The sequence below is a fragment of the Armatimonadota bacterium genome (assembly GCA_028871815.1).
Taxonomy (GTDB): domain Bacteria; phylum Armatimonadota; class Chthonomonadetes; order Chthonomonadales; family Chthonomonadaceae; genus REEB205.
Genome location: JAGWMJ010000004.1, coordinates 53,583 through 67,307 on the forward strand (window position 1 = coordinate 53,583; position 13,725 = coordinate 67,307).

General features: G+C 61.8%; 10 protein-coding genes. 6 read left to right on the top strand and 4 right to left on the bottom strand.

What is annotated here, in order from left to right; all coding sequences use genetic code 11:
• Nucleotides 1-159: 159 nt before the first annotated feature.
• Both KGJ62_06295 and KGJ62_06300 read left to right on the top strand, forming a co-directional pair.
• Nucleotides 160-870, top strand: a complete 711-nt coding sequence (locus tag KGJ62_06295; GenBank protein ID MDE2126180.1) for a prepilin-type N-terminal cleavage/methylation domain-containing protein — start codon at nucleotides 160-162, stop codon at nucleotides 868-870.
• 6 nt (nucleotides 871-876) lie between these two features.
• A complete protein-coding gene (locus tag KGJ62_06300; GenBank protein MDE2126181.1) occupies nucleotides 877-2,256 on the top strand; it encodes a hypothetical protein in 1,380 nt (459 codons plus the stop codon).
• Nucleotides 2,257-2,540: 284 nt separating this feature from the next.
• Here KGJ62_06300 and KGJ62_06305 read toward each other — a convergent pair whose 3' ends face one another.
• Nucleotides 2,541-3,611, bottom strand: a complete 1,071-nt coding sequence (locus KGJ62_06305; protein ID MDE2126182.1) for a M20/M25/M40 family metallo-hydrolase — start codon at nucleotides 3,609-3,611, stop codon at nucleotides 2,541-2,543.
• Nucleotides 3,612-3,843: 232 nt separating this feature from the next.
• Here KGJ62_06305 and sigH point away from each other — a divergent pair, with 232 nt between their 5' ends.
• Entirely contained in the window at nucleotides 3,844-4,557 is a 714-nt protein-coding gene (gene sigH / locus KGJ62_06310; GenBank protein MDE2126183.1) for an RNA polymerase sporulation sigma factor SigH, read from the top strand.
• A gap of 30 nt (nucleotides 4,558-4,587) precedes the next feature.
• On the top strand, nucleotides 4,588-4,914 hold the full coding sequence (locus KGJ62_06315) for a hypothetical protein (protein MDE2126184.1): 327 nt from the start codon (nucleotides 4,588-4,590) through the stop codon (nucleotides 4,912-4,914).
• A 320-nt stretch (nucleotides 4,915-5,234) separates the two neighbouring features.
• On the opposite strand, the gene KGJ62_06320 is transcribed toward KGJ62_06315, so the two are convergent.
• Nucleotides 5,235-7,487 carry an ATP-dependent RecD-like DNA helicase gene (locus KGJ62_06320; protein ID MDE2126185.1) on the bottom strand — a complete coding sequence of 751 codons (2,253 nt, stop codon included), beginning with the start codon at nucleotides 7,485-7,487 and terminating at the stop codon, nucleotides 5,235-5,237.
• Between the two features lie 6 nt (nucleotides 7,488-7,493).
• Entirely contained in the window at nucleotides 7,494-8,495 is a 1,002-nt protein-coding gene (locus KGJ62_06325; protein MDE2126186.1) for a dihydrodipicolinate synthase family protein, read from the bottom strand.
• Nucleotides 8,496-8,555: 60 nt separating this feature from the next.
• Between KGJ62_06325 and lepA the strand changes: the two genes are divergently transcribed.
• Both lepA and asnS read left to right on the top strand, forming a co-directional pair.
• Nucleotides 8,556-10,367, top strand: coding sequence for a translation elongation factor 4 (lepA, locus tag KGJ62_06330; protein MDE2126187.1), 1,812 nt, complete (start codon nucleotides 8,556-8,558; stop codon nucleotides 10,365-10,367).
• Nucleotides 10,368-10,395: 28 nt separating this feature from the next.
• Entirely contained in the window at nucleotides 10,396-11,790 is a 1,395-nt protein-coding gene (gene asnS, locus KGJ62_06335) for an asparagine--tRNA ligase (GenBank protein MDE2126188.1), read from the top strand.
• Nucleotides 11,791-11,808: 18 nt separating this feature from the next.
• Here the strand turns inward: asnS and KGJ62_06340 are convergent, their stop codons facing one another.
• On the bottom strand, nucleotides 11,809-13,125 hold the full coding sequence (locus KGJ62_06340) for an aminopeptidase P N-terminal domain-containing protein (protein ID MDE2126189.1): 1,317 nt from the start codon (nucleotides 13,123-13,125) through the stop codon (nucleotides 11,809-11,811).
• Nucleotides 13,126-13,725 lie beyond the last annotated feature (600 nt).

The following is a 13,725-nucleotide window of genomic DNA, read 5'->3' on the forward strand; positions in this document are numbered from 1 at the left end:
GCATCTCGACGCCACCCCGATATGCCGAACATCGCCGCCGGGCGCCGGCACCGAAACGCACGGCACACCCTGGAGAAGGAATAGGCTGCCGACTTACCGAAATCGTAACGTGGCATCGGCGGTATCCGGCAACGACCGCGGCCGGGCGGAAGAGCATCCATGGTTCGATTGCGTTACTTTGACCGCTTCGCTCGTCACCGCGACCGGCGGCGGGGGTTCACCTTGATTGAGCTTCTCGTTGTCATTGCCATTATTGCCATATTGGCGGCGCTGCTCTTTCCGGTATTTGCGGCGGCCCGTGCGGCTGCTCGCAAGACCGTATGCCTCAGCAACATGCACCAGTGTGGGCTGGCTTTTGCCATGTACTCCAGCGATTACGACGAACTCTATCCCTACGCCGTGGATCCTGCCGATCGCGAGACGCCTCAGATATGGAACGCCTACCCGGCATTCAAAGCGCAGATTCCGACGCTGCCGTGGCTTACGGACGTGCTCTACCCCTACACCAAATCACACGAGGTGTTTCACTGCCCAAGCGACTCGGGTATATACATTGAGGACTTTACCCATCAGTTGCTGAACGCCGAGCCGTCGTGCTTCCAATTGTACGGAACCAGCTACCTGTATCGGACCGAGATCGCGGTACTACATGCTGGTGATGCAAGTTTTCAGACCCCTTCCGACCTGAACGTCTATATGGATGGCTCCGGCATTTGGCACGGCAGTGGCGAGTCGGATCAGCAGATCGGCCTTCAAAACTACGGAGATGGCTGGCTGCTGGGCAGGCGGTACAATGTACTTCACGGCGACGGCCACGTGAAGTCTCTGACCTTTAGGCAGCTCCAAACTGAGTGGAATACGCCCCTTTAAATTATCATGACCAGCTCCAGACCTTCCGGCTCAACCGGGCGTTCATCGCGCCCACCGCGTTCGCAAGAGGCCGCCGACCCGCGGTCCGAGAGCGGCGCGCATTCCGATGTTCCTCCGCTAAGCTCCGCGGATGCGTTTGAGCAGTACTGCCGCAACGTGCACGCGCGGCTGGCTCAGCGGGCGTCCCGGCGGCGCGAGTTTCTGCAGGCGGCGTACGAGCGTCTGACACACCTGCTGCGCGCGGCGCAGGCAGTTGGCGATGATGGTCTCGTCGGTGAAGTGTTGGAGATGCGGTCCGCCGCTGCCGAAATGCTGGCGGCCGCGCTCGGCCAGCCCGAACTTGTCTCGTTAGCCAGCGACGACGGCACGGAATCGCTTGAGATGGAGGCGCCGGTACGCCAGCGAACGACGCCGGTGTCGCAGTCGGGCAGCCTGGCGCCGAAGGCGGTGCTGCGCCCACATCGGACAGGGTCGCAGGCCGGTCCGTCGCAATCGCGATCCGAACCCCGCCAGGAGCCGCGCTCCGAACCACGCTTGGAGCTCACCCCGGAGGAGCTTGAGGCTGCCGTTTCGCGCGTTCAGGTAGAGGCGGCTGAGTGGCGTAAGCAGCTCTCCGGCGTTGCGACGTTGGCCGGACCGGAGCTGCTCCGGCTCCGGGCCGTGGCTTGCCGTGCACGGCGGTACGCTACCGAAAACGATCCCGACCTGGCTGCCCGGGCAGCGTCTGCCGTTGCCGACATCATAGACCTGCTCAAGCAGGTCGGCGATGAAGACTACACGATCGCCACCGATCCCGAGGTCTATGCCGAGTCGTTCCAGTGGAATGAGGCGGCGACGCGCTATGAGGATATGGCGTATGCGCAGGAGGTGTTTGATTGGTGGATGAGCCATCGCGATCAGGTGGCTCATGCGGACGCACAGCCACTAGCCGAGGCTCTGGCGGCAACACAGCAGCGCTTTAACCGCCTTCTGTTCCGAATCGGCGCGTATGATCCCTACCAGCAGCGGATGTTCGACGCGCTGCGCACATGGGCTCGCACAACGCCTTGCTACCTGTTCAGCCTCCGGCCAAAGGTGCCGCTTGGCGAATTGACCGAACGGGCCGGCCAGCTCAAGCCTGCTTATGAGCGGGCACAGGAGCTGCTGGGCACCGCCACGCCAGGCGCAACCAGCGAGGCGCAGCCGGTCGAAACAGCTTCAGAAGCCGAAGAGGCGGCGCCAAAAGCTACCGTTCGACCGCGGCGTGCGCCGCGGGCAAAAGCTGCCGCAGCTCCGGCTCAAGACGAGTCCCAACCTGCGGAGGAGCCGCCGGCCGAGCCTGAGGCGCCGATTCAGGCTGAGATTGAGGAAGAGGAGCCTGAGAGCTCTTCCGAAGATAACTGGTAAAGGCATGCGCTGATAGGCGGTTTGCGGGCGCCGAGTGGCAGACCAAAGTTCCGCGCCGCGCACGTGCATTTGTCAGGCAGGGGGGCGGCACGGCGCCAGATGGATGCGCATGGACCCACCTGGGCAGGTCGCGATTACCTTTGCATCTCCTCACTCGACGCTGAGCGTTACGACCACGAGCCTCACAAAGCACGGATCGATCGGCATCGCCAGGCCGTCGGCAACCGTGAGTCCCGGCCACAGGCGGCAGACTCGCGGCCGGATGTGATCAGCCGACCACCCGCTCAGGCTTCAACGCCGCCCGGCGCCGCCACCGAGCCAACAGCCAGCAGGTAGGCGTGCGCCAAAGCCGCCAACCGCTCCGGCGCATCGGCATGCATTATCTCGAAACCGTGCGAGTTCTCCACGGGCATGCCCAGCGTAACAGGCCGTGCAACCAACCCGCGGGCCGCCGCGCAGGATGCGTCACTGCCGCCGCGTGAGAGGTACTGCCAGTGAATGTCGATACCGGCCCGGCTGGCGCACCGCTCGATAATCGCGCCGTCCTGGGCCTCCATTGCGGCGTACCCGTCGCGCACCCACACAACCGGGTTAGAATCGACGCCGAACTGGGCTTCCGGCGTAATGGGGGCTATTTCCAGCGCTACGCAGATGTCGCAATGAAGACGTGTAAGCAGATACTGTGCGCCGTCACCGCCCACTTCTTCCGACGCGGTGGCCGCAAAAACGAGTCGTCCGGCGGCCGGCGCCTCTCGCAGACGATTCAGCAGAAGCAGCCAGGACACCAAATCTGCGCGGTCGTCGAGGAAACAGGATGCCACGCACCCCGCGAACTCCGTAACCGAACGTCTGGATGGGCCCAGCACCACGCGCAGCCCGGGTCGTACTCCCAGTTCGACGAGCTGTCCGTGAGTTCGGCCGGTGAACAGCCAGACGCGGTCCCAGGTGAGTGGATTCCTGCGTGCGTGCTCAGCCGGGCTGTCCTCGGCATTTGTGTGGATGCTTCCAAACGAGAGGATGGCATCTATCGGCCCTTGTGGCGCCAGGATCTGCACCGGTCCCTCGCCCCACTTCCATGGATAGGCGCCGCCGGTGGCGGCCACCTTCAACGTTCCATCGTCCTCAACGCGCGTCACCATCAGCGCGATCTCGTCCAGATGCGCCGTCACAAGGATGGTAGGGCCCACTGACCCCGGCGGCGAGACATCCACCAGAAGGTTGCCTTTTGCATCGCAGCGAGAATCGAAGCCGAGTTCAGCAACCTGCGCAGAGATCCATCCGCGCACAGCCTCTTCCTCGCCGGGCGGGCCGGGTAATGCAACCAGTTCCTTCAGCCAGGCGAGCGGTTGACTCATCGGCGCCTCAGTCGCGGCAATCCAGCGCCGATGCCGCGGTTTTTCTCAAAGCGGGCAATTTCTTCCGGCAAATTACGCAGTTCCCTTGTAATAGGCTTATCAGTTCAGTATAATACCGGCCAGCACTCCATTCACCACACACTTGTAGGCGCATTTCATCCAGGTCAGCCGCCAGTGTTCCTCCGTTGGCGCCGCTGAATTGTTCCAATCTCTGTGATGGCGCGCACCTGCTATGTCTGTGGCTGCAAGAGGTTCCAGAGTGATCGTTGAACTTCATTCACATGCCTCGACGGTTCATGTCAAGTTCACGGATCTTGCTGACCGTGACGTGGTAGAACGAGCACAGCGAGGCGACGAATCCGCCTCCGAATTCCTGCTGTACAAGTACCGGAACCTGGTGCGGACCAAGGTGAAATCGTACTTCCTTGTCGGCGCGGAAAAGGAGGATCTGCTGCAGGTGGGCATGATCGGCTTGTGGCAGGCGATCATCGACTTTCGCAGCGACAAGGCGATCTCGTTTCCCGCGTTTGCCAAGGTCTGCATTCAACGGCACATCATCACAGCGATCAAGACCGCTACCCGCCAGAAACAGATGCCGCTGAACACCTCGCTGTCGCTGGAAAGTTCCAACGACGACACCGGAACCGATTGGAACCTGTCGGACATCATCCCCTGCACCGAATCGCAGGACCCTGAAGACTTGTTGATTGAAGGCGAGGATACGCGGGTTCTGCACGAAATGCTGCAGCAGATGCTATCCGAATTCGAGTGGCGGGTGCTGGCCGGGTACCAACTGGGCAAGTCGTATCGCGAGATTGCCGACGAACTGCGCTGCAAAACCAAGTCTGTGGATAATGCTCTGGCGCGCATCAAACGCAAGGTGTCCACGGTACCGCTCGGCTTCGCCGATCTCAGCCAGCTGCTGAGTCCCGTCGGATTGCATTAACCCCCTCTGCACCCCGCTCGGGCCCATTTGATGGAAGAGGAGTACGACGACGAAGAGTTGACCGCGGGCGCGCAGGCGCCTTTCGACGAAGAGGCGCTGGTGGACGAGGTGTTGGGCACAAATCCTCGTGCGGCAGAGATTGCCGGCTGGCGTGAGGTGCTGGAACAGCGCCTTGCCGGATTGCAGACCGAGTTGGCGCAGGCACTCGACGCTTCGGCCCAAAAGCTGTGGCGCCGCAGGATATCCGAACTTCGGGGCCAAATCGCCATCGCCGCGCAGGAAGAAGCCATCTCACGGTTTGTGGAGAACAGCGTGCGCGTTGCATTGCATAGGCCCGATGGCGACGGGCTGAATTAAGCCGGCCGAGGGTGCAAGCCGGTAGCTGCAATTGTTCACGCCATCGCTTCGACGGCGGCCAGCGTGGTCGAGTTGCCGTGACCCTCAGCGCCGTCAGGTCGCCGAATCCGTTCGTTCACGTGCGGCTTGGCACGCTCGGGCGCACGCTGAGGTTACCATAACGGTTAGCCGGCGCGCACCCGCTGGTGAGCTCCGGACGCGCGTGGACGTGCTGAGGCGTAGCGGCCGCGTCGCGCTCGTCGTTCCGGTCTATGCATGCGTGAACTGAAGAGCGGCCGCGGGCCTTCGTGTGGGACAGCCGCTGTGCGTTGCCGCCCCCGTCATCCCACGCCAACCATCTCGGGATAGCGGCGCACGCGTTCCGCCAGCATCGTAAACCGTTCGGTAACGTCGGCGTTTCGCACCGCGCGTGAGATGGCCCGCTTGTTGCCGACAAGCACGCACAGCTTTCGTGCCCTCGTCAGCCCGGTATAGAGCAGGTTTCGCTGCAGCATCACGTAGTGGCTGCTGTGGATGACCAGGATCACCGCGGGATATTCACTGCCCTGGCTTTTGTGAATGCTGAGAGCATACGCCAGCTGAAGGTCACCACAATCGGCGAACAGATACTCTACAGGCCTATCGTTGAACTGCACCGACAATGAGCGGCGTTCCGCGTCGATGCCGACGATCGTGCCGATATCGCCGTTGAACACGCCTTTGTCGTAGTTGTTCACGGTTTGGATTACGCGGTCGCCGGCGCGGAACGTGCGTGTGCCGAGCCCAAGCTCCAGCCGGTCCGACGCGGGCGGATTGAGCGCCTGCTGAAGCTGCGCGTTCAGATGGGCCACACCCAAATCTCCTCGGTGCATCGCCGAAAGTACCTGTATCTCCTCACGTGCGAAACCGAGGTTCGGGAGAGAAGTGCGCGCAAGCGCCACAACCTGCTCCGGCCCCTCTTCCGCCTCATCCACCTCAACCCATACGCAGTTGTTCTCGGCCCGGTCGCGCGGCGCCACCAGCACGGGAAACTCACCCTGACGCACGCGGTGGGCATTGGTTACGATCAGGCTGCGGGCCGCCTGACGAAAGACGTGTGTGAGCTGAACCGAGGCGATTCTGCCGCACGACAGCAGATCTGCCAGTACGTTTCCCGGACCAACCGATGGCAGTTGATCGGCATCGCCGACCAGCACAATCTGCGCGGTGCGCGGAATCGCCTTCATAAGGCTGGTCGCCAACTCGGTATCCAGCATGGAAACCTCGTCCACAATCACAGCGTCGCAGGCGATCGGATGCTCTTCATCTCGCAGAAAACCGAATGTGGCCGGATCGAACTTTAGCGCCATGTGGATGGTCTGTGCGTGCCGGTGTGTCACCTCCTGGAGCCGTCGCGCGGCCCGACCTGTGGGTGACAGCAGAACCACCTTTTTGTGTTGTGCCTCGAGCGCCGCGGCCACCAGGTTGGTTACGGTGGTTTTTCCGGTGCCCGGCCCTCCTGTGATAATCGTGATGGGATGCTGGAGCGTCAACGCCACGGCATCGTGCTGCTCCGCCGATAGCTCGATTCCCATCCTGGCCGTCTGCCGGGCCAGCCAGGCATCCAGCTTCTCACGAGAGATCGTCCTGGTAGGCGCCTCCAGCAGGCGCCGGCCGAACTCAGCGGCCAGGCTGGTCTCGGCCGCAAACAGCAGTGGATGGTAGACCGCGCGGAGTGCGCCATCCACCCGTCCGATTGCCGACACAACCACCTCATTCCTGTCGATGAGATCGCGCAGCGGCGGGCTGACGGCCGCAACCTCCAAACCCAGGAGGGCGGCAGCATCCATCGCCAGTTTGGGTTCCGGCAGAAACAGGTGTCCGTCGTTGGTCGCTTCGGAGAGCGTGTAGAGCAGGCCGGCCGCTATCCGATCCGGACTGTCTGGCGGCATACCCATTTTTCGCGCAATGGTGTCGGCCGTCTTAAACCCGATGCCGCGGATGTCGCGGGCCAGAACGAATGGATTCCGTGTCACCACGGAGATCGATGATGTGCCGTACTGGCGGAATATCCGAACCGCCAGCGCGGGCGACACCTCATACTCCTGCAGGAAGAGCATCAGTTCGCGAATTTCACGCTGCTCCGCCCACGCGCTGAGGATGCTTTCGGCGCGTGCCGCGCCCACGCCCTCCACTTCGGTAAGCCGGTCCGGTTCGTTCTCAATCACATCCAGCGTGTCAACACCAAACCGCGCGACCAACCGTTTTGCCATCACCTGGCCGACACCGTGGATCAAGCCGGACCCCAGGTACCTCTCAATGGCGAAAACGGTGGAGGGGCGCACCAACCGGTAAGAGTCAACTGAGAACTGCTGCCCGTAATCCTTGTGCGATGTCCATCGGCCGTCGCACTCCACCGACTCACCGATCACAGGGTTCTGAAAAGTGCCGACCACCGTAACCAGGTCATTTCTGCCCGGAACCGCCAGCTTGCATACGGTAAAGCCGGTATCTTCGGAATGGAAGGTGACGCGCTCGATGGTTCCGGTCAGCGAAGCTGTGCCGGCTGCGCCGGAAGGCGCCTCGATCGGTATTCGCGTCTGTCGTGCTCGCATCGTGGGTCAGTCAGCCGAAAGCCAGGGCGCAACCAGCCGCTGGATATCGACCGCGGCTCGGCTCACTCTATCCGGATCGGCAGGCGCCGCACCATTCCGATCAAACGGTTCAAAGGCGCCTCCACGCGTCATCATCACCTGTTTCCACAAAACCGTATGGTCGTGGCCGGCGCCCACGCGGAGCGCGGCGGCAACATCTGCCTCGGCGCGGCGCGCTCCCTCCAGATCACCCGCTCGGAAGCGTTCCGCCAGGCCGCGCAGTATCCATGGCCACATATTGCAGCCTTCACCGATTACACCACAGGCGCCCTGCTGCAGCGCTTTCAGATAGTAGGTCTCATCTCCCGCGATGAGAGAAAACGAGCTGCCGCGAGTGGAATCGGCGAGCGGGACGAAAACGTCATCGCTGGAGGTCGAAACCTTCATGCCGGCGATCCGTGGAAGCTCCAGCAGCCGCGACAACAGAGCGGTGGTCATCCGATTTTCGGCCCGGATAGAACCAGGCTGGTAGATCACCAAAGGGATATTCGTAGCATCATGGACGGAACGGAAGTAGCGGTAGTAGGCATCTTCCGTCGTCTCGCCTTCCCGCGGTGTGTAGGCCTCAGGCATCACGTGCACAGCGGCTTGTATGCCCAGATGCTCCATCTTCTGCGTAAGGCGCACAGCCTGCTCAAGGTATCGCTCCGGAACGCATGCCGGCCCGCCGCGCGCGATCTTATCGGTCCGTATGCCTGATGCCCCGGCGATTACATTGACTCGCCCGTTGGCGGCTGCAAGGGTTGTTTCGGCCAGTATCACGGCCTCGGTGGCGGTGAAGCTGTACATCTGGCCCATGCCGCTCCGCGCAAAGATCGTGTTGACTGCTCCAGTACGCGCCAGGTAGTCCACCATGCCGTGGATACCGGGCAGGCTCAGTTGGCCGGAGCGGTCCACAGGCGTGAACATCGGGGCGATAACGCCGGTGAGAAACTCCGGGTGGTGCATGCGGTCGGCTACTTCGGGCATCGGCTCAATCCCTCGCCAGCGTGCGCGGGCGGTATGCTATACTGAGGACCTAACGCTTCCATGAGTCACAATTCTCCGCAGGCCGGTATCCGGAACTTTTGCATTATCGCGCACGTGGATCATGGCAAGTCCACTCTTGCCGACCGGCTTCTGGAGACGACCAACACCATTAGCCAGCGCGCTATGCAGGCGCAGATGCTGGATACGATGGATTTGGAGCGCGAGCGCGGCATCACCATCAAGATGACTGCGGTACGGCTGCGTTATACCGCGCTTGACGGCCTGGAATACCAGTTCAACCTCATCGACACGCCGGGTCACGTAGATTTTACGTATGAGGTTTCACGCTCTTTGGCAGCCTGCGAGGGTGCCCTGCTGGTTGTGGATGCCGCGCAGGGAGTTGAGGCGCAAACCCTCGCGAACGTGAATCTTGCGTATCAGCATCATCTAGCCCTTATTCCGGTCATCAACAAGATAGACCTGCCTGCCGCAGACCCGGAGCGCGTTCGGGAAGAGATCGAGAACGTGCTGACGCTCGACGCGTCCGATGCCATACTCGCCAGCGCCAAACAGGGTGTGGGAATCCCCGAGATCCTAGAAGCGATTGTGCACCGCATTCCGCCTCCATCCGGGAATCCGGTTGCGCCCCTTCGCGCCCTGATCTTCGACAGCAAGTTCGATGCCTATCTGGGTGTCGTGTGCTACGTCCGTGTGGTCGATGGCGCCCTGGAGACGGGACAGCGTATTCGCTTCGCCGCATCCGGCGCCGAGTTTGAGGTTGACGAGGTGGGAACGTTTGCTCCGGAGCGAGTGATCGGCCGGCGCATCAATACCGGCGAGGTTGGCTTTGTGGCTGCCGGAGTCAAGACGATCGGCGATGCCCAGGTGGGTGACACGATCACGGAGGCCGGAAATCGCGACGTGCAGCCGCTGCCCGGCTACCGCACGGCAAAGCCCATGGTGTTTTGCGGCCTCTACCCCGTGGATGGCGCCGATTACCCAGACCTGAAGGAGGCGCTGCAGAGACTGCAGTTGAATGACGCTGCGCTCTCATTCGAGCCGGAAACTTCCGCCGCACTGGGTTTCGGCTATCGCTGCGGCTTCCTGGGACTTCTGCACATGGAGATTGTGCAGGAGCGGCTGGAGCGCGAGTTTGAGTTAGCGCTCATAGCAACATCGCCATCCGTGATCTACCGAATCTATCGCACCGATCAGAAGGTGCTGGAGATCGACAATCCGGCGCACTTTCCGAATCCCACCGGGATCACGCGGCTCGAGGAGCCGTTCGTGGCGGCGACGATACTGATGCCCAAGGAGTATGTGGGCACGATTATGGATCTTTGCCGCGATCGCCGCGGCGTATTCAAAAAGATGGAGTATCCCGCCACGGACCGCGTGATGTTGAGCTACGAACTCCCGATGGCCGAGATACTGATGGACTTCTTTGATCAACTGAAGTCGAGAACTCGCGGCTACGCCTCGTTTGATTATGAGCCGGCGGAGTATCTGGAATCGAACCTGGTGAAGATCGACATCCTGCTTAACGGGGAGCCCGTGGATGCGCTTTCGTTTATCACCCATCGTGACAAGGCGTACGGGCGCGGGCGGCAGTTTGCTGAGAAGTTGCGCGAGGTGGTGCCGCGCCAGCAGTTCGAGGTGCGGATACAGGCCGCAATCGGCGGCAAGGTGATAGCCGCCGAAACGGTCAAGCCCTTCCGCAAAAACGTGATTGCAAAGTGTTACGGCGGTGACATTACGCGTAAGCGCAAGCTGATGGAGAAGCAGAAAGAGGGCAAGAAGCGGATGAAGCAGGTAGGCAGCATCGAGATTCCGCAGGAGGCCTTCCTGAGTGTGCTGAAGATCGGCGGCTGACTGGCTGCGACCGTAAGAGAGAACGGTGATGATTCGCAAAAGTGAGACGATCAGCGGCATCCTGAGTGCGCAGCCTGGAGCGATTGTAACGGCGCATGGGTGGGTGCGAACACGGCGCGACAGCAAAGATGTGAGCTTTGCGCAGTTGAGTGATGGCAGCACGGCGCGGCACCTGCAGGTGGTTTTCGAGCGCGGATTCGAGCAGCAGGAAGAGCTTCGGAGCCTCACCACCGGCGCAGCTGTTGTGGTTACCGGTGAACTGGTGAACTCGCCATCCGGTGGCCAGCGAGTTGAGCTGCGCGCCTCTTCGCTGAGCGTGGTTGGGCCGGCCGACCCGACAACGTACCCGCTCCAGAAAAAAGGGCACACCATGGAGTTTCTGCGCGAGATTGCCCACCTGCGCACACGCTCCAACACCTTTGGCTCCGTATTTCGGGTTCGAAACGCGCTGGCCGCAGGTATCCACCGGTTTTTTCAGGATCGCGGTTTTTTGTACGTGCAGACGCCTATCATTTCAACTTCCGATTGCGAGGGCGCCGGCGCCATGTTCGGCGTTACCACCCTGGACCTTTTGAACGTTCCCCGCGAGGCCGGGGCCGGCTCGGTGGATTACGGTCGCGACTTTTTCGGTAAACCGGCGTGGCTCACCGTCAGCGGCCAGTTGGAGGCGGAGATTTTTGCGCTGGCCTTTACCAACGTCTACACTTTCGGGCCTACGTTCCGGGCGGAAAACTCCAACACTCCACGGCACCTGGCCGAGTTCTGGATGATTGAGCCGGAGATGGCCTTTTGCGACCTGGATGGTGATGCCGAACTCGCGGAAGAGTGTCTGCGGTGGGTTCTGCAGTACGTGCTGGATTCGTGCCTGCCCGATCTGGAGTTCTTTGATCAGCGCATCTGCCCAGGTGTGCTGGACACCGTCCGCCACGTAGCCGAGTCGACATTCGAGCGCCTCACCTACACACAGGCTGTGGAGCTGCTGGCAGCCAGTGGCCGCAACTGGGAGTTTCCGGCCCATTGGGGCGCCGATCTGCAAAGTGAGCACGAGCGGTACCTCACCGAGGAGGTGTGCAAACGTCCGGTGATCGTTACCGATTATCCCAGGGAGATCAAGGCGTTTTACATGCGTGCCAACGACGATGGACGCACGGTGCGGGCCATGGATGTGCTGGCACCACGAATCGGCGAAATCATCGGCGGAAGCCAACGCGAGGAGCGGTATGACGTGCTTCTGGAGAAGATCCGGCAGGCAGGCCTGGACGAGCGGGCTTACTGGTGGTATCTGGAGCTCCGCAAGTACGGATCTGCGCCGCATGCCGGCTTTGGGTTGGGGTTTGAGCGGCTGATGCTCTATCTCACCGGAATGGCGAACATCCGGGACGTGATCCCGTTTCCACGGGCGCCCGGCTCCGCGGAGTTTTAGCCCGGGCCCGTCAGGCGATCAGGCAAACATCCGCTCCACCTCGTCGGGTGCAATCGGCAGAGGCGGCCCAAGCCGCTGCAGGCCGGACTGCGTCACCAGGTAGTCATCCTCAAGGCGGATTCCAATGCGTTCCCGCGGCAGGTACAGCCCGGGTTCGATGGTTACCACGGCGCCTGGATAGAGGGCGTCGGTGCGAGCGCCCGGGTCGTGCACCTGCACGCCGAGGTGATGGCAAATGCCATGTGGCAGAAACCTATCCAGTGTCTGTTTTTCGCCCGAGGCATTCTCTGCCCGGAGGCCCGATTCGCGGTAGAACTCCTTACACCGATCCTCCAGGTCGAGAGGGCTGTCGATTCCGGCCACCGCACTCCCAACGACGCGCCGATGGGCCTCGGCGACGAGGCTGTACAACTCTCGCTGCCGCGGCGTAAAACGGCCCGAGATTGGCCATGTTCGCGTCACGTCGCCACAGTACCCGTGGAAGCGGGCGCCAATATCCAGAACAAGCAGGTCGCCGTCCTGCAGCGGCGCATCGTTCCTGTGGTAGTGGAGCACTGTGCCGTTTCGGCCACTGCCGACGATGGACGGAAAGGCCGGCCAGGCGTTGTGGCGCCGGTAGGTGGAGTAGATCAGGCCATCCAGTTCGGCTTCATTGGATACGCTTTTGGCTGCAAGCTCCTGCACAACGGCCCGGTGCGCTTCACCGGTGATGGCCACCGCTCGCTCGATCAGCGCAACTTCCGCGGATGACTTCAGCTTGCGCAGCTCCGTCAAGGTTGTGGTGGCGTCGCGCCAGCGAACCACCGGTGCGATTTCCGTAGTGCGGCGCATCATGGCGAATTCGCGTGTCAGGTTGGCGTGCGGACCGAAGGGCGTAACCGTGGCCAGCGTCTCATATTGAGCGGCCAGGGCCTGAAGCACGGCCCAGATGGAGCTCGAGTCGAGCGAATGTTCAATGCCTGTAGCGGCGGACGCGGATTTACCCGGCGAGAGTTGCGGTCCGGTCCACTGCTCCGCTGCAGCGCTGGCGCCCGGTAGAAAGATGACCTCGCGGACGGCTGCCGGCAACTGCCTGCTCAGCTTGCGCGTATCGGCGCCGGCCGGCAATATCAAGAGCCACGTGTCGGGCGTGTCGACGCCTGTTAGGTACTCCATAACGCTATTCTGGAGCATACCCGGCAGTGCTCCATCCAGCGTCTCGTCTGCCGCCACACCACGGAAGACAGCCGGCCATGGCGCCACGGCGGTGCGCACCGCGTCGCGCCGCGCAGCGTATTCAGCCGGACGGATGCGTCCCGGTTCTTCCGTGTTTTTCTGCGCGGTCAAAGTCGCCATGCATCAATCTCCGGTCCGATTATACGGCGCAGTCGTATCGGCTTCCTGCTGTTCGGCGCGGATCGGTCCGCCGAAGCGACGCCCGCGCTGCTATCGCGCTTGGCGCTGGGGTAGGCGTCCGCCAGATGGGACCAATGCGACATATAGGACATATAGGCCCAGACACGCGTGGCCGGCAAGCGGAGTAGCGGCGCTTGGCTGTGCGCAATGCTCCGGTTCCGAACCGCACAAGGCCTATCTATAGCATTTCAGCAAGCGTCCTGCCCTGCTATCGCGCTTGGCGCTGGGGTAGGCGTCCGCCAGATGGGACCAATGCGACATATAGGACATATAGGCCCAGACAGCCGTTTTCGGTCCCGCCTCAAGTGCGACCATCTCGTGCGGTTGTATTCCGACAAAGCTCTTTTACCTTTATTGTCCAAAAGCCTTGACGGCGCGAAAAAGGCGTTGTAGAATAATTCACATAGTGGCAAGTAAACATACGGCGTGCGGCGCCTCCGATTTCAACCGACCAAAATGACGGGCGGCACAACCGCCGTACGCAACAGTCACTCTCTTCTCTGAGAACAACAGCCGAGCTGGATGGTTTTCGCCGGGACA

Coding starts and splice junctions, on each gene's coding strand:
- KGJ62_06315 (MDE2126184.1), top strand. CDS start 4,588: ATGGAAGAGGAGTACGACGACGAAGAGTTGACCGCGGGCGCGCAGGCG.
- KGJ62_06325 (MDE2126186.1), bottom strand. CDS start 8,495: ATGCCCGAAGTAGCCGACCGCATGCACCACCCGGAGTTTCTCACCGGC.
- KGJ62_06295 (MDE2126180.1), top strand. CDS start 160: ATGGTTCGATTGCGTTACTTTGACCGCTTCGCTCGTCACCGCGACCGG.
- sigH (MDE2126183.1), top strand. CDS start 3,844: ATGTCTGTGGCTGCAAGAGGTTCCAGAGTGATCGTTGAACTTCATTCA.
- KGJ62_06300 (MDE2126181.1), top strand. CDS start 877: ATGACCAGCTCCAGACCTTCCGGCTCAACCGGGCGTTCATCGCGCCCA.
- asnS (MDE2126188.1), top strand. CDS start 10,396: ATGATTCGCAAAAGTGAGACGATCAGCGGCATCCTGAGTGCGCAGCCT.
- KGJ62_06305 (MDE2126182.1), bottom strand. CDS start 3,611: ATGAGTCAACCGCTCGCCTGGCTGAAGGAACTGGTTGCATTACCCGGC.
- lepA (MDE2126187.1), top strand. CDS start 8,556: ATGAGTCACAATTCTCCGCAGGCCGGTATCCGGAACTTTTGCATTATC.
- KGJ62_06340 (MDE2126189.1), bottom strand. CDS start 13,125: ATGGCGACTTTGACCGCGCAGAAAAACACGGAAGAACCGGGACGCATC.
- KGJ62_06320 (MDE2126185.1), bottom strand. CDS start 7,487: ATGCGAGCACGACAGACGCGAATACCGATCGAGGCGCCTTCCGGCGCA.